Source organism: Actinomycetospora endophytica, assembly GCF_021026375.1.
Lineage (GTDB): Bacteria > Actinomycetota > Actinomycetes > Mycobacteriales > Pseudonocardiaceae > Actinomycetospora > Actinomycetospora endophytica.
The window spans coordinates 567120-584528 of the sequence record NZ_JAJNDB010000003.1; the positions used below are offsets into that span (position 1 = coordinate 567120).

The 17409-nt window shown below is 72.8% G+C and carries 19 protein-coding genes; 8 read left to right on the top strand and 11 right to left on the bottom strand.

The genetic code is table 11. The features are described 5' to 3' along the window. Window positions 1-28: 28 nt before the first annotated feature. Together LQ327_RS18020 and LQ327_RS18025 are read right to left on the bottom strand one after the other, a co-directional pair. On the bottom strand, window positions 29-592 hold the full coding sequence (locus LQ327_RS18020) for a universal stress protein (RefSeq protein ID WP_230736141.1): 564 nt from the start codon (window positions 590-592) through the stop codon (window positions 29-31). Further along, window positions 589-1080, bottom strand: coding sequence for a hypothetical protein (locus LQ327_RS18025; protein ID WP_230736143.1), 492 nt, complete (start codon window positions 1078-1080; stop codon window positions 589-591). The genes LQ327_RS18020 and LQ327_RS18025 overlap by 4 nt, the downstream gene beginning before the upstream one ends. A 223-nt stretch (window positions 1081-1303) precedes the next feature. Here LQ327_RS18025 and LQ327_RS18030 point away from each other — a divergent pair, with 223 nt between their 5' ends. Beyond that, on the top strand, window positions 1304-1858 hold the full coding sequence (locus LQ327_RS18030) for a MarR family winged helix-turn-helix transcriptional regulator (RefSeq protein WP_230736146.1): 555 nt from the start codon (window positions 1304-1306) through the stop codon (window positions 1856-1858). A 20-nt stretch (window positions 1859-1878) separates the two neighbouring features. Here LQ327_RS18030 and LQ327_RS18035 read toward each other — a convergent pair whose 3' ends face one another. Further along, the gene (locus LQ327_RS18035; RefSeq protein ID WP_230736148.1) at window positions 1879-2421 is read right to left on the bottom strand and encodes a MarR family winged helix-turn-helix transcriptional regulator; all 543 of its coding nucleotides are present in this window, start codon (window positions 2419-2421) and stop codon (window positions 1879-1881) included. Window positions 2422-2518: 97 nt separating this feature from the next. Here LQ327_RS18035 and LQ327_RS18040 point away from each other — a divergent pair, with 97 nt between their 5' ends. Then, entirely contained in the window at window positions 2519-2938 is a 420-nt protein-coding gene (locus LQ327_RS18040) for a response regulator (RefSeq protein WP_230736149.1), read from the top strand. Window positions 2939-3222: 284 nt separating this feature from the next. Here the strand turns inward: LQ327_RS18040 and LQ327_RS18045 are convergent, their stop codons facing one another. The 5 genes from LQ327_RS18045 to LQ327_RS18065 all read right to left on the bottom strand — a co-directional run bounded on the left by LQ327_RS18045 (window position 3223) and on the right by LQ327_RS18065 (window position 6968). Further along, window positions 3223-3528, bottom strand: a complete 306-nt coding sequence (locus LQ327_RS18045) for a hypothetical protein (protein WP_230736151.1) — start codon at window positions 3526-3528, stop codon at window positions 3223-3225. After that, on the bottom strand, window positions 3528-4781 hold the full coding sequence (gene fmdA, locus LQ327_RS18050; RefSeq protein WP_230736153.1) for a formamidase: 1254 nt from the start codon (window positions 4779-4781) through the stop codon (window positions 3528-3530). The genes LQ327_RS18045 and fmdA overlap by 1 nt, the downstream gene beginning before the upstream one ends. A gap of 122 nt (window positions 4782-4903) precedes the next feature. Then, a complete protein-coding gene (locus tag LQ327_RS18055) occupies window positions 4904-5584 on the bottom strand; it encodes an AmiS/UreI family transporter (protein WP_230736155.1) in 681 nt (226 codons plus the stop codon). 95 nt (window positions 5585-5679) lie between these two features. Then, window positions 5680-5916 (bottom strand): FmdB family zinc ribbon protein, encoded by a 237-nt coding sequence (locus LQ327_RS18060; protein WP_230736157.1) that lies wholly within the window; start codon window positions 5914-5916, stop codon window positions 5680-5682. A gap of 410 nt (window positions 5917-6326) precedes the next feature. Next, window positions 6327-6968, bottom strand: a complete 642-nt coding sequence (locus tag LQ327_RS18065) for a hypothetical protein (RefSeq protein ID WP_230736158.1) — start codon at window positions 6966-6968, stop codon at window positions 6327-6329. Between the two features lie 280 nt (window positions 6969-7248). Here LQ327_RS18065 and LQ327_RS18070 point away from each other — a divergent pair, with 280 nt between their 5' ends. After that, on the top strand, window positions 7249-8289 hold the full coding sequence (locus tag LQ327_RS18070) for an O-methyltransferase (protein WP_230736160.1): 1041 nt from the start codon (window positions 7249-7251) through the stop codon (window positions 8287-8289). A gap of 51 nt (window positions 8290-8340) precedes the next feature. Next, window positions 8341-9855: an MFS transporter gene (locus LQ327_RS18075; RefSeq protein WP_230736163.1), complete on the top strand. Its 1515-nt coding sequence runs from the start codon at window positions 8341-8343 to the stop codon at window positions 9853-9855. Between the two features lie 78 nt (window positions 9856-9933). On the opposite strand, the gene LQ327_RS18080 is transcribed toward LQ327_RS18075, so the two are convergent. The 3 genes from LQ327_RS18080 to LQ327_RS18090 all read right to left on the bottom strand — a co-directional run bounded on the left by LQ327_RS18080 (window position 9934) and on the right by LQ327_RS18090 (window position 12013). Continuing rightward, window positions 9934-10290 carry a hypothetical protein gene (locus LQ327_RS18080; protein ID WP_230736165.1) on the bottom strand — a complete coding sequence of 119 codons (357 nt, stop codon included), beginning with the start codon at window positions 10288-10290 and terminating at the stop codon, window positions 9934-9936. 166 nt (window positions 10291-10456) lie between these two features. Then, window positions 10457-10693, bottom strand: a complete 237-nt coding sequence (locus LQ327_RS18085; protein ID WP_230736168.1) for a hypothetical protein — start codon at window positions 10691-10693, stop codon at window positions 10457-10459. A 123-nt stretch (window positions 10694-10816) separates the two neighbouring features. Continuing rightward, the gene (locus LQ327_RS18090) at window positions 10817-12013 is read right to left on the bottom strand and encodes a PucR family transcriptional regulator (RefSeq protein WP_230736170.1); all 1197 of its coding nucleotides are present in this window, start codon (window positions 12011-12013) and stop codon (window positions 10817-10819) included. Between the two features lie 161 nt (window positions 12014-12174). On the opposite strand from LQ327_RS18090, the gene LQ327_RS18095 reads away from it, so the two are divergent. From LQ327_RS18095 to LQ327_RS18110, 4 genes are read left to right on the top strand one after another with little or no spacing between them, the layout of a single operon-like run. Then, complete coding sequence (locus LQ327_RS18095) at window positions 12175-13641, top strand: long-chain-fatty-acid--CoA ligase (protein ID WP_230736172.1); 1467 nt, start codon at window positions 12175-12177, stop codon at window positions 13639-13641. Further along, window positions 13638-15317, top strand: coding sequence for a PHA/PHB synthase family protein (locus LQ327_RS18100; RefSeq protein ID WP_230736174.1), 1680 nt, complete (start codon window positions 13638-13640; stop codon window positions 15315-15317). The genes LQ327_RS18095 and LQ327_RS18100 overlap by 4 nt, the downstream gene beginning before the upstream one ends. 11 nt (window positions 15318-15328) lie before the next feature. Then, the gene (locus tag LQ327_RS18105) at window positions 15329-16561 is read left to right on the top strand and encodes an acyl-CoA dehydrogenase family protein (protein WP_230736176.1); all 1233 of its coding nucleotides are present in this window, start codon (window positions 15329-15331) and stop codon (window positions 16559-16561) included. Between the two features lie 25 nt (window positions 16562-16586). Next, window positions 16587-17402: an alpha/beta fold hydrolase gene (locus LQ327_RS18110; protein ID WP_230736178.1), complete on the top strand. Its 816-nt coding sequence runs from the start codon at window positions 16587-16589 to the stop codon at window positions 17400-17402. Window positions 17403-17409: the final 7 nt, after the last annotated feature.

The following is a 17409-nucleotide window of genomic DNA, read 5'->3' on the forward strand; positions in this document are numbered from 1 at the left end:
CGCTCGGCACGCGGTCCCTCGGTCGCGGTCACCGTGGTGGTCCGGGCCGCGATCGGTGGAGATCGCGCCCGCGCTCGTGTCGTCCCGCCGGGCCCGCCGGTCTCCACGGTGACGTCCCGGCACTGCCGGCCGGGACGACGAGGACGGGACGGCTGCCCCGGCCGATGGCCGCCTTCGAGACCGACCGGTGTCCGAGCAGCGCGCTCTGCACGCGCGCCCGGCCGGTGCCGTGGGTACCGACCACGACGAACGGTGCGTCGACCTCCTCGGCGACGACCAGCAGGACCGATGCGGGGTCCCCCTGACGCACGCGTCTGTCCCAGACCACGGGTGCGTGCGCCAGCAGTTCGAGCAGCGCCTGAGCCTGCTCCTCGACGGCGCGTGCCGCATCGGTCTCCCAGTTCCACGAGTCCGGGTCGATCGGGAAGTCGTCAGTGGCCACGACATGGACGATGTGCAGGGGCACCGCCAGACGGACGGCGAGCCGTGCGGCCACCAGCACCGCGTCGTCCGAGCCCCGGTGCCGACTGTGACCGACGACGACGCCTCCGTCCGGCTCGGCCTCCAGGTGTCTTCCCCGCGTCCCCGTCACCGCAGCCACGCTCCCCCCGCGACCGTCCACACGCCGTCGGGCCCGGTCCGCCCGAGCTGTTCCAGGTGCAGGCCGACTGCTCCGCCGGCGCCGTCGTCGACCATCACCGTGTCCGGCCCGACCCGTTGCGGACGCGGCATCATCCAGCCGAACCGGCCGCGGACGAACGCGACCGCGGTCATCTCCGGGTCGAGGCGCCAGGGCTGCGCACCCTGGTCGACGGCGCCCTGCAGCGCAGCGATCGCGCCGGCGTCGAGCGCCTCACCCGCGACGGGGCCGGTATGCCGGACATCCGTCGTCGCGGTCCGGGAGCCGGCCATCATCCCGCCGTACCCGTCGCCGGCATCGCCGGCCGGCGGCTCCGAGGACGGAGTCATCATCGGACCCGGCATCATCGGGACCGGGGCGGGGTCACCCCCGCAGGCCACCGAGCCGAGAGCCAGCAGAACGACGGTGACCCCCGCCGCCATCCGGGCCGCGATGCTCATGATGCCTCCTCGGACGCGACCCGCTGCCGTCGTCGAGCACCCTCCGTCGCCCCGCCGGGACGGCGTCAGGGCAACAGGTCCCGGGACCGGCTCCCGGTCGGCCCGTCTCCCGACCGGCGCGGGCGCCGACCCCCGGAGCCGAGGAGCGACGCGGGTCGTTCGGCCCTGGCCCGGACGTCGACGCCGCGTCGACGCTGAACCCCTCGGCCGCGAGGAGGAGGACGTGGAGAGGCTCGCCCGCCAGGTCCGTGAGCTGATCGTGGCATCGGACCACTACCGCCAGACGATGGCGGCCGGGCTCCGCATCGGCGTCACCGAGTCCGCGGTCCTGGGCCACCTGCTGCACAACGGCCCGCAGACGCCCTCGACGATCGCCGCCCGGATCGGGCTGACGGCCGCCAGCACGACCGCGCTGTTGGACCGCCTCGCCGCGTCCCAGCTCGTGCGCCGCACCCCGAATCCGCACGACCGGCGCAGCGTGCTCGTCGAGCTCACCGACCTCGGGCGCGCCGCGATCGGGGAGATGTACACGATGTTCGCGATCGACATCGACGCCGCGCTCGACCGGGCCGACCCGCGGCTGCGGCAGGAGACCGAGCTGCGGGAGGCCATCACCGACCTGCTCGAGCGCATGGCCGCCGCGCTGCGGGAGCGCAGCGGCGACCGACGAGGCATCGAGGACGCTCTGGCGGCGACGGCGGATCGCGGCGGGAGCGAGACCGACACCGTCGACGCGCCCGACCCCGCGCCGAGGCCCGAGCCGCCGGCGAAGACGTGACACGACGCGGCCCCGGCCGATCACCGGGCCCGCCCCGGCGAGGGCGGACCGGTGTCCCCCGACCCTGCGTCCGGGAGCGCCGTCTCCGTTCCGACGAGGTGGCGGGACAGGGCGGCCTCGACCCCGAGCACGTCGCCCGCACGGTGGCGCAGACTCGCGGCGATCTCCTCCACCAGGCTGCCCACCGCCCGTCGCCACTGCGGGTCCTCCCGCAGCCGGGGATCGGCCTCGTCCAGGGCCGCGCCGATGTCCCGGGCGAAGAGCAGGTAGGTCGAGCACACGACGTCGAAGCCGTCGTCGGTCAGGTCGACGAGCACGCTGCGCCGGTCCAGCGGGTGAGGTCGGCGGGCGACCCAGCCGGCGGCGGCGAGACGGTCGACCAACGCCGTCGTGCTCGTCCGCGACAACCCCGTCCGGGCGGCGATCAGGCTGGGAGTCCGGGCACCGTTGTGCAGCAGGAACTCCAGCGCGGTCGCCTCGACCGGTGCGATCCCCATCGCGGCGGCCACCGCCCGGCGGTAGCTCTCCTCCGCCACCATGAGCTCCCGGACTCCGTCGGCCACCGCCTTCACCGTCGGGACCTCCTGTCCGTACTCGCTCGGCCCCGACGACGGGTGTCCGGTCGGGTGCGCGTCACCGACGACGAGGCAGAATCCGCTGGTGACCGCAGCACAGGCCCCCTCCGGACGCGGCAGCCGCGGAGCCGGTCGGCCTCGGGTCGTCCTCGTCGAGGACCACGTCCGGGTGCGCGAACACCTGGTCGTGCTGCTCGAGGCCGCGGGCTTCGACGTGGTCGCCGCCGTCGAGAGCCGCGCCGCGGGCCACCGGGCGATCCTGGAGCACCGTCCGGACCTCGCCGTGGTGGACAACCGCCTCCCCGACGGCCGCGGCGCGGAGCTGGCGGCCGCGCTCCGGGACCTGGCCCCCGGCGTCGGGGTCCTGATCCATTCCGGAGCGATCACCCCGGAGGAGACGGCGACCGCGATGCGCAGCGGGGTGCTCGAGGTGGTCGGAAAGGACGTCCGGGCGCGGAGCCTCATCGACGCCCTGCGCCGGCACGCGACGGGTTCGCGCCGCTGAGCCGGCGGGTTCCTTCGAGCCTCGAACTACTCCGGCATCGGATCGTCGGACACAGTACCGCCGAATGGCCGAGCCAGGATCGGGACGTCCGCCTCTATCGTCATCCGGACCGCGAATCCGTCGGCCCGACCGCGAATCGAGGAGACCTCCGATCAGACCCGGACCTGCACCGGACGGCGACCCCTACATCGTCACGCAGTGGCACTGCGCGCCGTGTGACGTCGCCGGCCGCGATCCCGACCCCGACCCTGCCTGCTGGAGTTGCGGGCGGCGCGGCGTGACCGTCACCGCCCGTCCGACGGTGGCTCCTCCGGCGTGACGTCCCCGCCGGGGGCGGCCTCGGCTCCCTGCTCGTCCTCCTCGAGTGCCGAGGCGAGCAGCCGGTCCAGCGCGGCCAACGAGTGACGGGGGCCCGAACGGTCGATCACCACCGGGTCGTCGTCGCCGACCCCCGCCTCGGCGAGCCCGTCACTGATCGACTGCGCCGACCGGATCGCCCCGGAGGCGAAGCGGTCCGCCGCCACGTGCTTCGGCGGCGGGGTGAACTCCCGCTCCTCCCCCGGGGCGTCGTCCTCGGGGTCGTCGACCATCAGCTCGTCACGGCGCACATGCCCCGGTCCGCCGTCACCGGGCCCGCCGCCGACGGCCGGATGTCGAAGTCGAAGATCGCGGTCGGCAGGTACAGCGAGCAGCAGGCGTTCGGGATGTCCACCACGCCGCTGATCCGGCCCTCGATCGGCGCGGAGCCCAGCAGGAGGTAGGCCTGCTCGCCCGTGTAGCCGAACTTCTTGAGGTACTCGACGGCGTTGAGGCAGGCCCGTCGATAGGCCAACGTGGCGTCGAGGTACTCGTTGGTGTCGGTCTCGTGGTCCACCGAGATCCCGATGAAGGTGAGGAACTCCGAGTAGCGCGGCTCGACGTTCCCGGGCATGAAGATCGGGTTGGTACTGACGCCGTAGGTCTCCATGCCGCCCTTGATGAGGTCGACCCCGAAGTCGATGAAACCGCCCATCTCGATGGCGCCGCAGAAGGTGATCTCGCCGTCGCCCTGGCTGAAGTGCAGATCCCCGCCCGAGAGCTTCGCGCCGTCGACGAGCACCGGGTAGTAGACGCGGCTGCCGCGCGTGAAGTTCTTGATGTCGTGGTTCCCGCCGTTCTCGCGGGCCGGCACCGTGCGCGCGCCCTCCCGGGCGATCTGGTCGGCGAGCGAGCCGGTCGCCTGGCCGCCCAGCGAGTTCTGCGCCAGCGGCGGGAGCGCCAGCGCCGGGACGCGGTCCGGGTCACGGTCGATCAGTACCTGCTCACGACGGTTCCAGCGCGCGAGCAGGTCCGCCGACGGTGCCGTGCCGAACAGCCCGGGGTGGGTGATACCGGTGTAGCGCACCCCCGGCAGGTGCCGGGAGGTCGCGACCTGCCCGCGGAAGTCCCAGATCGCCTTGGCCGAGTCCGGGTAGAAGTCGGTGAGGAAGCCGCCCCCGTTGGTCTTGGCGAAGATCCCGGTGTAGCCCCAGCCCTGGCCGGGCGCGTCGCCGTACTCCTGCGGCGCCTGGCACGGCCCGAGGTCCAGGATGTCCACGACGAGCAGGTCGCCGGGCTCGGCGCCCTCCACGCCGATGGGCCCGGAGAGCATGTGGGCGTGGGTGAGGTCGACGTCGCGGACGTCGTTGGCCGAGTCGTTGTTGCCGAGCTGCGCGTCCGTCCACTCCCGGCACTCGACACGGAACTCGTTGCCGGGCCGGACCATCGTGGCCACGGGGACGTCGGGATGCCACCGGTTGTGGCCGGGGACGACCTGGTCGCGCATCGACTTGGACTGGTCCACCTCGAAGACGGTCTCGGGCACGGGATCACTTCCTTCACAGCGGGCCGGTCCGGGCCGGCCGGTGGATCCGGCCCGGACGGGCCGGAGGGAACCGTCGGGACGGGTCGCGGTGCGGCGCCGTCCCGACGTCGGGTCGCGGACCCTCAGGTCCGCGTGAGCGGCCGGTCCGGGGCGGGCTCGGGCTCCGGCGCGGTCGGGCGGGGCGTCGGCTCCGGCGCCTCCTCGGCGTGCCGTGGTCCGGCGCCGCGCAGCGTCGGCAGCAGCGCCACCACCATCACGACACCGACGATCCCGAGGACGACCGCGGTGAGCGTGCGGTTCTGCCAGAGCCCGGCCAGCAGCAGGAAGCCGGGAACCGCCGCGGTCACCCATCCCTCGATGAGCGCGACCCAGCCCGTGTAGCGGGTCAGCCGCTCACGCTTGAGGCCGAGCAGGACGAAGAACAGGGTCCACAGCAGCGCCCAGTAGAGCCAGATGACCCCGAACGGCTGATTGGCGAGCTGGGTGAAGTTCAGCGCGGAGAAGCCGAGCGCCCCGATGGCGACGAACAGCGAGAACCAGCCGACGCCGGTCGAGTCGAGCCCGGCGAGCAGGCCGATCCCGACGTACAGGTAGGTGAAGCCGAAGAGGTACAGCCCCGAGGCCTGCAGGATCGTCGAGGTGTCCCCGTTCGCGGTGAAGATCAGGTAGGTCGGCGTGACCACCTGCAACGTCCCGACGAAGAGGTTGAGGATGGCCGCGGCCTTGGGCTCGACGTACCCGAGCAGCATCAGGCCGTTGATGAAGAGCACGGCCCCGACGTAGAACAGTCCCACGGACGCCATGTCGACGCCCTCCTCCCAGAGCGGAGGCCCGGGCATCCCCGGGCCTCGATCGACCCCCCGGGCCGGACGCGTCGTCCGGGCGCGTCCGGCGGACCTCACATGCGACGACCGCCGTGGGGCCGCGACACCACCTCGGGCTCGTCGCGACTGCGCTCCTCGCGGGCGAAGGCGTCCCGGAGTCCGCGGTGCAGCCGGGTCAGCCCGGGTGAGGTCCAGCGGCGTTCCGCCCCTGCCCCGCAGCGGGGGCAGTCCGTGCGGGTGGGCGCCTGCCCCATCGGGAAGGTCAGGTCGACCGATCCGCACGCGGTGCAGCGGTAGGCGTAGGTGACCATCCCGGACCTCCCTCGTCCGACACCGCGGTCGGGACCGCGACGATCCGCCCGGTGCGCGGGCCCGCCACACGGTCGAAGGTCCCGTCGCGTGAGGCCCGGGGACCCTGGCCGAGACCCGTCGAGATCGGTTCGACACCCGGACAGTCCGGTCTCCGAGTTCTCAGGTGATCGGATCGTCCGCCCCGTCAGAGGCGAATGGCCGACACCACCGGATGCGGCGGCGATCGACACTGACGGGGTGGTTCCCGACTCGCCGGCTGCCGGCGATCCCGTTCCCCCGTTGTGCGAGCGCTGCTGGACTCCGGTCCTGCCCGGTCAGCCTCGGCGGCGGTAGCACCCCCGCGCCCGCGGTGCGCCGTTTCGCGCCGCTCTGGGTCTGTCACGAGCATCGCGGACGGTGTCCGGCGCCCTCAGCCGGCTGAGGCTCTCGGCCGGTCCCGGCCCGCCGGCCACGAGGGCACGGGGCGCTCCTCGGGTGCTTCCACGTGTCGGCGCACGTCCTCGACGGCCGCGGCCAGCGCACGGACCCGGACGGCGTCGCGCTCGGCACGGGGTCGGCCCGCCATCGTCCGCTCGAACTGCGCGTACGCGTCGCCGACCCCGGCGTGACTCGCGACCCGTTCGCATCGGACCATGGCGCGCCACAGCCGGCCGCCCGGTCCGCCCGCCCGGGCCAGCCGGGCACGCGCGCCCCGGTGCACCCGGGTCAGCCCCAGGTCGCCGGGGTTGTCCTCCAGCCCGACCCGTGCGATCGCGCCCGCCACGACATCCGTGGCCTTCTCCGGCCCGACCGCTCCGACCAGACGGGGCGCGAGCCCGGCCAGCTCCGGCCGGACCGCGGGGCGCACCCCGTCGTTCACCCGTCGGGCGAGCTCGGCGAGGGCGCGGTCCGTGCACCGGGGTCGGTCGCTCCACGGCTCCCCGGCCAGCACCGAGACGTACTCCATCACGCAGGAGCCCTGCCTCGGCCCGTGGTGCCTGCCCGCCGAGAGCACGGGGAGCCCGTCCGGCGCCGTGGCAGTGAGGTCGCCCTGTCCGCTCTGTTCGATCATCTCGATGCCTCCTGATCCGCCCCTGTCGCGGATCAGACCGCATCCCGAGGTCCGCGCGACCCGGGCTCCGGTCCCCTCGGGGCGGGCCTTTGGACCCGGAAGCCCGCGTGCGGGATCGCGGCCGCACGGGTGAACGACCGCCGAGCGGCCATGACTTTCTGTAGCCAATAGGTTGTCCCGCATCGCCGGACGGATGCACGGTCGTCCGTGACGCCGCGCTTCGCCGGGACCGTGCGCCACAGGCTGCGACGTCCCAGGGGCGGGCGATCGGGGAGAACTCATGGACCAGCACGACGACCTCGCGGCCATCCGCAGCGATCATGCGGTCGACACCCACCGCGGGCGACCGATGGTCCCGCCGTCCCCCGGGCTCCTGGCGGCCACCGGCGTGGGCGGGCTGGCGGGGCTGATCGCGATCAACCGTGCCCGCCGGGGCCGCTCGAGCTGGCCGCACTGGTCACTGGTGGCGGGCGCCACGGCGGTCGCCGTGAACGAGGCGGCCGGTAAACCGGTGGTCCTCCTGCGGTGGTCGGCGCTGCGGCTGTTCCTGGGGATGAAGCACCTGCTCCGGGAGTGGCAGGTCGGCGACGGTCGAGAACAGGCAATGGCCGATCACGTCTCCTCCCACGCCGAACCCGGCGACATCGACGACGCCATCCGCGCGATCGACGAGTTCTGTTGGCGGAAATCGTTCCTGATCAACGTCGGCGACGAGAAGGGCGCCATCCTGGACCGCGCGGTGCACCGGGCACAGCCGCGGCGCGTGCTGGAACTGGGTTCCTACTGCGGGTACAGCGCCCTCCGGATCATCCGCGCGATGCCGTCCGGCGCTCACCTGTGGTCGGTGGAGGTCAGCCCGGCCAACGCCGCCATCGCACGCCGCGTCTGGGAGCACGCCGGCGTCGGCGACCGGGTCACCGCGGTCATCGGCTTCCTCGGAGACGGCGGACGCACCATTCGACGCCTGCGTGAGCAGGACGAGTTCGGCGCCGGCGGCCTCGACCTGGTGTTCATCGACCACGCCAAGGAGGAGTACGTCCCCGATCTGGAACGCATCCTGGAGCAGGGCTGGCTGCACCCCGGCAGCATCGTGGTCGCCGACAACGTCAGATTTCCCGGCGCGCCCGAGTACCTCGACTACATGCGCCGACGCGACGGACACGACTGGCGCACCGTCGAGCACCACACCCACGTCGAGTACCAGTCCGTGCTCCCTGACCTGGTTCTCGAGTCCGAGTACCAGCGCCCGACCACCGCCGGTGCGGGCGACGCGCGCACCGGTCTGCGGGCCACACCCCCCGGTCCGAACCCGGGCCCCTAGGCGAGTCTCTGTCCACTCCGCCGCCTTCGAGGCAGGATCGGGCGCGAGACCATGAATCCTTCACCGTCCCCGCCAGGTGTGCCGCTGGCCTCGCCGTCGGGCCGCTGGCTCATCGTCGCGGCCGCGCTCGGTTCCGGGATGGCGTTCCTCGACGGATCCGTGGTCAATGTCGCCCTGCCCGAGATCGGCCGCGAGCTCGGTGGCGGTATCACCACCCAGCAATGGGTGCTCGACGGCTATTACCTGACCCTGTCCTCGTTACTGCTGCTCGGCGGCGCGCTCGGGGACCGCTACGGACGCCGCCGGGTCTTCATGGCGGGCCTGGTGCTCTTCACACTCGCCTCTCTCGGCTGCGGGGTCGCCGCGTCCGGAACCATGCTGATCGCCGCCAGGATCGCCCAGGGCGTCGGCGGAGCGCTCCTGGTCCCCGGCAGCCTCGCCCTGATCGACTCCGTCATCGCCCACGCCGACCGCGGACGCGCGGTCGGCACGTGGGCCGGTCTCAGCGGCGTCGCCTCGGCGTTGGGCCCCTTCCTCGGAGGCTGGCTCGTCGACGCTGCGTCCTGGCGCTGGGTCTTCTTCATCAACGTGCCGCTGGCGGTCGCGGCCGTCGCGGTCACGGCGCGACACGTCCCCGAGAGCCGCGATCGGGCGCTGACGGGCCGTCTCGACGTCGCCGGGGCCGCGGCCGTGACGGTGGGACTCGCCGGAATCGTCTACGCGCTCATCGAGGGCCCGACCCGTGGCTGGACGCCGACGATCACAGGCTCGGCAGTGCTCGGAGTGCTCGCACTGGCGGCTTTCCCGTTCGTCGAACGGGCCGCCACCGCGCCCCTGATCCCGCTGAGCATGTTCCGCTCCCGCCAGTTCGTCGGGGCGAACCTGGTGACCCTGGCGGTCTACACCGGGCTCGGCGGCGCGCTGTTCCTGCTCGCCCTCCAACTGCAGCAGAGCATGGGCTACTCGGCGCTGGCCGCCGGAGCGGCGCTGCTGCCGTTCACGCTCATCATGTTGCTGCTGTCGCGGGCCGTCGGCGGGTTGTCGCAGCGGATCGGTCCCCGATGGCTCATGACCGTCGGGCCGTTGCTCGCCGCCGCCGGTTTCCTGCTGTTCACCCGGGCGGTTCCCGGGGCCGGGTACGTCGAGGGCGTCCTGCCCGGCGTGACCGTGTTCGGGTTGGGTATGGCCGTCACCGTCTCGCCGCTGACCTCGACCGTGCTCGCGTCGGTCGACGAATCGCACGTGGGCGCGGCCTCGGGAGCGAACAACGGTGTCTCGCGCCTGGCGAGCCTGCTCGCGGTCGCCGTCCTGCCGCTCGTCGCGGGACTCGATTCCATCGGGACCGGTCCGCTCGGGCCGGGCTTCGCCCGAGCCATGGTGATCTGCGCCGGCCTCTGCGTGGTCGGCGCTCTCGTCGCCGTGGTCACGATCGATCGCGCCGTCCCGGTCCGGACACATCTCATGCCCGGACTGGCCCAGCCGTGTCAGCAACCGTGCACCCGCGGCGACCTGACTCCGCCCGGCGCGGGCCCGGCGTCGCCGTCCGGATCGGCCCGACCAGGCTGAACCGCGCTCGGGCGTCGTCGAGCCCGGAGTCGCCCCGGGCTCCGCCGCGCCGGGCGCGACGGGGCCCGAGGACGACCGCTAGTTGATGGCGTGGATCGGGTTGTGGCAGCCCTTGGCGTTGGCGGCGCTGTTGCCGTGGCCGGCCTTCGACAGGATCGGCACCCCGCCGGCGTTGTCCTGCACCGGGACCTGCACGCCGAGCGCGTTGACCGGCACGTCGTTGTTGCAGAGGTCGCCGGTGGTGTTCGGGGCGAAGTCGCTGGAGTTGATCAGGCCCTTCTGCACCGTGGTCCCGTCGTGGTGCTGGGTGGCGCCGATACCGTCGTCGCCGCCGTGGCCGCTGGGAGCCTCGCCGGCCAGCGCCATGCCGGCGCCGGAGACCAGGCCGGTGCCGATCATCGCCGTGGCCAGCAGGGTGGAGCGCAGGGTCGCCATCGTCGGCGTCCTTCCTGAGAGGGGCCGGTCGCCGCGAGTCCCGCCTCGACCGTTCGATCGTTGAATAACGTGTTGCCAACTCGGCGATCCGTCTCCGGGTCACGGTCGCGGCACGTTGATCATCGGAACGGGTGACTCCCGACGACGGCCGGGCGGCGCGCGCCGGTCAGACCTGGGGCAGGTCCGCGAACGCCTTCTTGACGTCGCGGTACCAGCCCATCGACTTCTTCGGATGCCGCCAGCGACCCTTCATCGCCTCGCGCGCCGGCTGGTGGACCGCGTCGCCGGCCTTCTCGGCCTCCTTGAGGTGGCGGTCGTTGGCCTTGATGACGTCGTCGGCGGTCTCACCGGGGTGCTCGAGGTCGCAGGGTCCACCCAGCTGGCGACAAGTCATGATCTTCATGGCGTTCCTTCCTCCGTGGTTGCGGCCGGACGTGTCGGCCTTCCACCTCCCTGACACCGGAGACGACGCGGGTGTGACGAGCGGCCGGGGTCCGGGCCCGGTGGCGAAGCGCCAGCCGGTCGGTCAGTCGGTATCCGGCGCGATCCGGAGAGCCTCGATCGCGAGGTGGAGCTCGGCCACGGCGTGCGGGTCGGTGGTGCTCCGGCCGGTGATCTCCTCGATCCGCCGGATCCGGAGGTAGAGCGTGTTGCGGTGGATGTGCAGCGTCTGCGCGACGTCGGCCAGCGACCCCTGCCGCAGCGACCAGGCACGAAGGGTCTCGAGGAGCGCGTCGCGGTCGGGTTCGGGGAGCGCGAGCAGCGGCCCGAGCACGTTCTGACGGATGCGGCGGCTCAGGTCGGGGGATCCGGCCAGGAGCACGGCGGTCGGGTCGTCGTCGTAGCGCAGCACGTGGGGCGGGTCGCGACGGGCCGCCTCCGCAGCGAGGCGCGCGTGCGCGGCGGCCCGGGGCGCGTCCGTGAGGGTGTCGACGACCTCGCTGACCCCGACCGGGCCGTGGGCGAGCCGATCGAGCTGCTCCACCAGGGCCTCGACGCCCCGACGGCGGGTGAGGGCGACGAGCCCGATCTGCTCGGAGACCGCGAGGTTCCAGGCCGAGGTGAGGTCGTGGGCCTGCAGCGAGGCTTCGACCCGGGGCAGGGGCTCCTCACCGATGGTGCGGGTCGGGGCCACCACGGCGACGAACGCGCCGGTCAGCGGGAGTCGCAGCAGTGAGGCGTTCTCCGACAGGCGCGGTTCGGCGCCGGTGCTGCCGTCGAGGATGTCGGCGAGGACGGCGCTGCGGATCTGCTGATTGTGCACCGCCTGTTCGAAGGTGTATTCGCGGTAGCCGTGGGTGATGGCGCTGCTGTACTCGTCGATCACCGCCCAGACGTCGCTCGCGATGGTCAGCAACGAACGCTGCTGCGACGGTTCCGCGCGGTCGAGCATCAGCTGCCAGATGAATCGACCGCCGACCCGGAAGGCGTGGAGCACCGATTCCAGCGGCACCCCTTGTGAGGCGCGCCGGCGACCCGTCTCCCGGGGCGTGTCCAGTGGGCTCGCCGGACCGCCGGACAATTGCCGGAACACGTGGGTGAGGTGATCGCGGCACGACCCGAGCAGATCGTCCGACGGCACGGCGACGACGTGGCGATAGGCGGGCTCCAGCGCCTCGATCCGGACCGCGAGCTGGGCGGCCAGGGTGTCGACCTCGTCGAGCATCGTCCGGGCCAGCTCCCGCGACCCGTCCCCGTCGGCTCTGCCGGTGAGCGTCTCCACCTGGTCAATCTAGGGCCGCGGGCCGTGATCGGGGCTGTGCGTGTGCACAGCGAACGGCCTCGATGCCGCTGCCGATGCCTCTGGCGATCTGTGCGCGGTCGGGGCCACCCTGCTTGCCGGACGGGACGCATCGGGAGCCCCGGGAGTTTCGAGGAACGACGATGAATCTGGCGATGAATCTCGGCCGGACGGCGGCGGCACATCCGTTGCGGACGGCGTTGCGCTACCAGGGGAACGGGATCAGCTACGCCGAGATCGACGATCTCTCCGGTCGGGTCGCGGCGATCCTGCGGGCGGACGGTCTCTCGCCGGGCGACCGGGTCGCGATCATGGTGGGAAACGTGCCGCAGTTCGCCCTGGCCTATTACGGGGTGCTGCGGGCAGGCGGGGTCGTGGTCCCGATGAATCCGTTGCTCAAATCCCGGGAGGTCGCGTTCCAGCTCGCCGACTGCGGCGCCCGGCGGATCGTGTGCACCGGTCTGGGGCAGGCCGAGGCCGCCACCGGTGCGCAGGAAGCCGGGGCCCATCTCGTCGACATCGAGGCCGAGGGGCCGTCCGACCCGGAGATCGTGCCGCGGGCCGGGGACGACACCGCCGTCGTGCTCTACACCTCGGGGACGACCGGCACCCCGAAGGGCGCCGAGCTCACCCACGCCAACCTGACCCGCAACGCGGAGATCACCGCCCGGAACCTGCTCCACCTCACCACCGACGACGTGGTGTTCGGCGGGTTGCCGCTCTTCCACGCGTTCGGGCAGACGTGCGCCCTCAACGCGGCGATCGGTGCGGGCGCCACCCTGTGCCTGATGGCGCGCTTCGACGCCGACGCCGCCCTGGCGATGATGCGCGACGAGCGGGTCACCGTCTTCGCGGGCGTGCCCACGATGTACGGAGCGCTCTTCCACGCCGCGGCGGACGGCAGCCTGCCCGACCTGCGCACCTGCATCTCCGGGGGCGCAGCGCTGCCGGTCGAGGTCCTCAACGCGTTCGAGAAGACCTTCGACTGCCTCGTGCTGGAGGGCTACGGGCTCTCCGAGACCTCGCCGGTGGCGTCGTTCAACCACCCCGACCGGCCCCGCAAGCCGGGATCGATCGGCACCCCCGTCGAAGGCGTCGAGATGCGCCTGGTCGACGCGCAGTGGAACACCGTGCCCGCCGGGCAGAGCGGCGAGATCGCCATCCGCGGCCACAACGTCATGAAGGGCTACTGGGGTCGACCGGAGGCCACCGCGACCGTCATGTCCGACGGCTGGTTCCGGACCGGTGACATCGGCACCGTCGACGACGACGGCTACTTCACCATCGTCGACCGCGCCAAGGACCTGATCATCCGCGGCGGCTACAACGTCTACCCCCGCGAGATCGAGGAGGTGCTCTACGAGCACCCCGCGATCGCCGAGGCCGCGGTGATCGGCATCAAGCATCCGGAGCTCGGCGAGGAGGTCGCCGCCGCCGTCGCGCTGCGCCCGGACGCCTCGGTGACCCCCGAGGAGCTGCGGGAGTTCGTCAAGGCCCGGGTCGCCGCCTACAAGTACCCGCGCCGGGTGTGGATCGAGGCCGCGCTCCCCAAGGGCGCCACCGGGAAGATCCTCAAGCGGGAGATCACCGTGCCCGCGGAGATGGTGTGAGCACCGACGCGGCCGAGAACGCCGCGCCGTTGGACCTGCTGCTCACCGAGGCGGGCACCGGCACCTGGCGACGGTTCCGGCCCGACGCGTCCACCGCCACCGCGCTGGTCTCCCTGGCTCGGCGCCCGCGCGCCACTGCCCGTCTCCTGGCCGGCCTCGGGTCGGAGCTGGCGCAGGTGGTGGCCGGGGTCTCGGCGCTCGCGCCCTCGACCCGCGACCGTCGGTTCAGCGACCCGGCCTGGTCGTCGAACCCGCTGCTCCGTCGGGTGGTGCAGGGCTACCTCGCGGCCGGGCGCACCGTCGACCAGCTCGTCGACGCCGCCGACCTGGACTGGCGCGACGACCACCGGGTGCGGTTCCTCGTCGACAACGTCCGCGAGGCCCTCGCCCCGAGCAACGTCCCGCTGCTCAACCCGGCCTCGGCGAAGGCCGTCGTCGACACCGCCGGCCTGAACTTCGCCCGGGGCGCCGGACACCTCGTCCGGGATCTCGCCGCCCCGCCGCGGGTGCCGCAGATGGTCGACCCCGCGCCGTTCGAGATCGGGAGCACCATCGCTGCCACCCCGGGCTCGGTCGTCCTGCGCACCGAGATGCTCGAGCTGATCCAGTACGCCCCGAGCACCGCGCGGGTCCGCGAGACGCCGGTGCTGATCGCGCCCCCGACGATCAACAAGTACTACGCGCTCGACCTCGCACCCGGTCGCAGCGAGATCGAGTACCTGGTCGGCCGGGGCCAGCAGGTGTTCGTGATGTCCTGGCGCAACCCCGAGGCCCGTCACTCCCACTGGGGCCTCGACGCCTACGTGGGCGCGATCCTGGACGCCCTCGGAGCGGTCGAGCGGATCACCGGCTCGTCGCGCACCGTGCTCGCGGGGGTCTGCTCGGGCGGCATCCTCGCGGCGCTGACGGCCTCCACCCTGGCGGCCACCGGCGCTCAGGCACGCCTCGCCGGGCTGGTGCTCGAGGTGACCGTCCTCGACAACGCCCGGGCCGGCACCGTCGGGGCGCTCACCGACCCGGCGCTGGCGGCGGCGGCCACCGCGCTCTCGCGCCGGCAGGGCTACCTCGACGGCCGGTCCCTCGCGGAGGTCTTCGCCTGGCTGCGGCCCGGCGACCTGGTGTGGAACTACTGGGTCAACAACTACCTGCTCGGCCGCACCCCGCCCGCGTTCGACATCCTGTTCTGGAACGCCGACACGGTGCGCATGACGGCGGCGCTGCACGCCGACTTCGTCGACCTCGCGATGCGCAACGCGCTGGTCACCCCGGGCGCGCTGACGGTGTGCGGGGAGCCCGTCGACCTCTCGGCGGTCACGGTCGACTCCTACGTCGTCGCGGGCATCAACGACCACATCACGCCGTGGGAGAACTGCTACCGCAGCACCGGTCTGCTCGGCGGGGAGACCCGGTTCGTGCTCTCCACGAGCGGCCACATCGCCGCGCTGGTCAACCCGCCCGGCAACCCGAAGGCGAGCTACCAGGTCGCCAAGGACACCCCACCCGGTGCGCAGACCTGGCTCTCCGACGCCGAGACCGTCCGCGAGAGCTGGTGGCCCGACCTCGACGACTGGCTCGCCGCCCACGGCGGGGCGGAGCGCCCCGCACCCGAACAGCCCGGTGGCGGCGGGCTCGAGGTCCTCGCCGCCGCTCCCGGCACCTACGTCCTCGATTCCTGACGGAGACCCCCATGACCGACACCGCCGACCCCCGAGAGATCCCCGACCTGACCGAGCCGCACTACGAGGCCATCGGCCGCTCGCGCGCCACCGACTACTTCCACATCGGCGACCAGCTCACCGACGACGAGCGGGACTACTGGCGCCGGGCCCGCGACTTCGTCGACGACGAGGTCCTCCCGGTCATCAACTCCTACTGGGAGAACGCCGAGTTCCCCTGGCCGCTGATCGCCGCGCTCGGCCGGCGCGGCCTGGTCGGCGACGGCATCGAGGGCTACGGCTGCCCACCCATGAGCCCGATGGCCTCCGGCCTGATCGCGATGGAGCTCAACCGCGGCGACGGCAGCGTCGGCACGTTCCTCGGCGTCCAGGCCGGCCTGGCGATGCAGTCGATCGCGATGCTCGGCTCGGAGGACCAGAAGCGGCACTACCTGCCCCGCATGGCCCGCCTGGAGACGATCGGCGCCTTCGCGCTGACCGAGCCGCGGCACGGCTCCGACTCCGTCGCGCTCGAGACCAGGGCCCGCCGCGACGGCGACACCTGGCTCCTCGACGGCGCCAAGAAGTGGATCGGCAACGGCACCATCGCCGACGTCCTCGTCGTCTGGGCCCGCGACGAGGACGACGGCCGGGTCAAGGGCTTCCTCGTCGAGAAGGACTCCCCCGGGCTGGAGACCCGGCGCATCGACGGCAAGGGCTCGCTGCGCGCGGTCTGGCAGGCCCACATCACGCTGCGCGGGGTGCGCGTCCCCGACGACGCCCGACTCCCCGGTGCGCGGTCGTTCAAGGACACCGGTCGGGTGCTCGCCGGCACGCGCAACGAGGTCGCCTGGTCGGCACTGGGCCACGCCGTCGCGGCCTACGACATCGCTGCCACGTACTGCGCGCAGCGCGAGCAGTTCGGGAAGCCGCTGGTCAGCTTCCAGATCGTGCAGGAGAAGCTCGTCGAGATGCTCGCCGAGGTCTGCTCGATGCAGCTCTACTGCCTGCGGCTGGCGCGGCTCATGGAGGAGGGCAAGCTGACCGACACCATCGCCGCGCTGGCCAAGCGGAACAACACGGTCAAGGCCCGCGCGGTCATCGCCGAGGCCCGCGATCTGCTCGGGGGCAACGGCATCCTGCTCGACTTCCACGTCATGCGGCACATGGCCGACATCGAGGCCATCCACACCTACGAGGGCACCGCGACCATCCAGACGCTGATCGTCGGCAGGGACATCACCGGTGTCACGGCCTTCACCTGAGGAGCCGACGGACGACCGGCCGGGGGTGCGCACGGTCGTGGTCGAGGGGCGTCGGCTGCGGATCAGGACCCGCGGGGAGGGCCGACCGCTCCTGATCATCACCGGGATCGGGGCCGGTCTCGAGCTCGCCGAGCCGTTCGAGGACGAGCTGCTCCGTCGCGGCACCGCCACGATCTCCTTCGACGCGCCCGGCGTCGGCGGCTCGGACCCCTACCCCCGGCCCCGACGCATGAGCGGCATCGCCCGGACGGTCCAGCAACTGGTGGCGCGGCTGGGTCACGACGACGTCGACGTCCTCGGCGTCTCGATGGGCGGGCTGGTCGCGCAGCAGCTCGCCCACCAGGCCCCGCACCTGGTGCGCCGGCTGGTCCTCGCCGCCACCGCGCCGGGCGTCGGCGGCATCCCCGGGTCACCGTGGGTGCTGGCCCGGCTCGCCACGCCCCGCCGCTATCAGGATCCCGACCACCTCGCCCGGATCGCGGGGCAGATCTACGGCGGCCGATTCCGCGGTGACCCGGGCGCCGCGGCCCGCCACACGGAGGCCCACCTGGGGAGCACCAGCTGGCAGGGGTATCTCGGACAGCTCTACGCGGTCAGCGGGTGGACGAGCCTGCCCTGGATCTGGCGGCTCTCCCAGCCGACGCTCGTCCTGGCCGGCAGCGACGACCCGATCGTCCCCGTCGTCAACGCCCGCATCCTGGGGACGCTCCTGCCCCGGTCCCGGGTCCACGTCGCCGACGGGCTCGGGCACCTCTTCCTGCTGGAGGAGCCGGCCGCGATGGCAGAGCTCGTCCGCGGCTTCCTCGACACTGCTGATCAGCCCCGGACGGGGGGCCGGTGAGCCCAGC

What these genes read in the sequence shown, in the direction of transcription:
- LQ327_RS18025 (WP_230736143.1), bottom strand. Translation starts at nt 1,080, where the DNA reads ATGAGCATCGCGGCCCGGATGGCGGCGGGGGTCACCGTCGTTCTGCTG.
- LQ327_RS18045 (WP_230736151.1), bottom strand. Translation starts at nt 3,528, where the DNA reads ATGGTCGACGACCCCGAGGACGACGCCCCGGGGGAGGAGCGGGAGTTC.
- LQ327_RS18055 (WP_230736155.1), bottom strand. Translation starts at nt 5,584, where the DNA reads ATGGCGTCCGTGGGACTGTTCTACGTCGGGGCCGTGCTCTTCATCAAC.
- LQ327_RS18060 (WP_230736157.1), bottom strand. Translation starts at nt 5,916, where the DNA reads ATGGTCACCTACGCCTACCGCTGCACCGCGTGCGGATCGGTCGACCTG.
- LQ327_RS18065 (WP_230736158.1), bottom strand. Translation starts at nt 6,968, where the DNA reads ATGATCGAACAGAGCGGACAGGGCGACCTCACTGCCACGGCGCCGGAC.
- LQ327_RS18070 (WP_230736160.1), top strand. Translation starts at nt 7,249, where the DNA reads ATGGACCAGCACGACGACCTCGCGGCCATCCGCAGCGATCATGCGGTC.
- LQ327_RS18075 (WP_230736163.1), top strand. Translation starts at nt 8,341, where the DNA reads ATGAATCCTTCACCGTCCCCGCCAGGTGTGCCGCTGGCCTCGCCGTCG.
- LQ327_RS18080 (WP_230736165.1), bottom strand. Translation starts at nt 10,290, where the DNA reads ATGGCGACCCTGCGCTCCACCCTGCTGGCCACGGCGATGATCGGCACC.
- LQ327_RS18085 (WP_230736168.1), bottom strand. Translation starts at nt 10,693, where the DNA reads ATGAAGATCATGACTTGTCGCCAGCTGGGTGGACCCTGCGACCTCGAG.
- LQ327_RS18095 (WP_230736172.1), top strand. Translation starts at nt 12,175, where the DNA reads ATGAATCTGGCGATGAATCTCGGCCGGACGGCGGCGGCACATCCGTTG.
- LQ327_RS18105 (WP_230736176.1), top strand. Translation starts at nt 15,329, where the DNA reads ATGACCGACACCGCCGACCCCCGAGAGATCCCCGACCTGACCGAGCCG.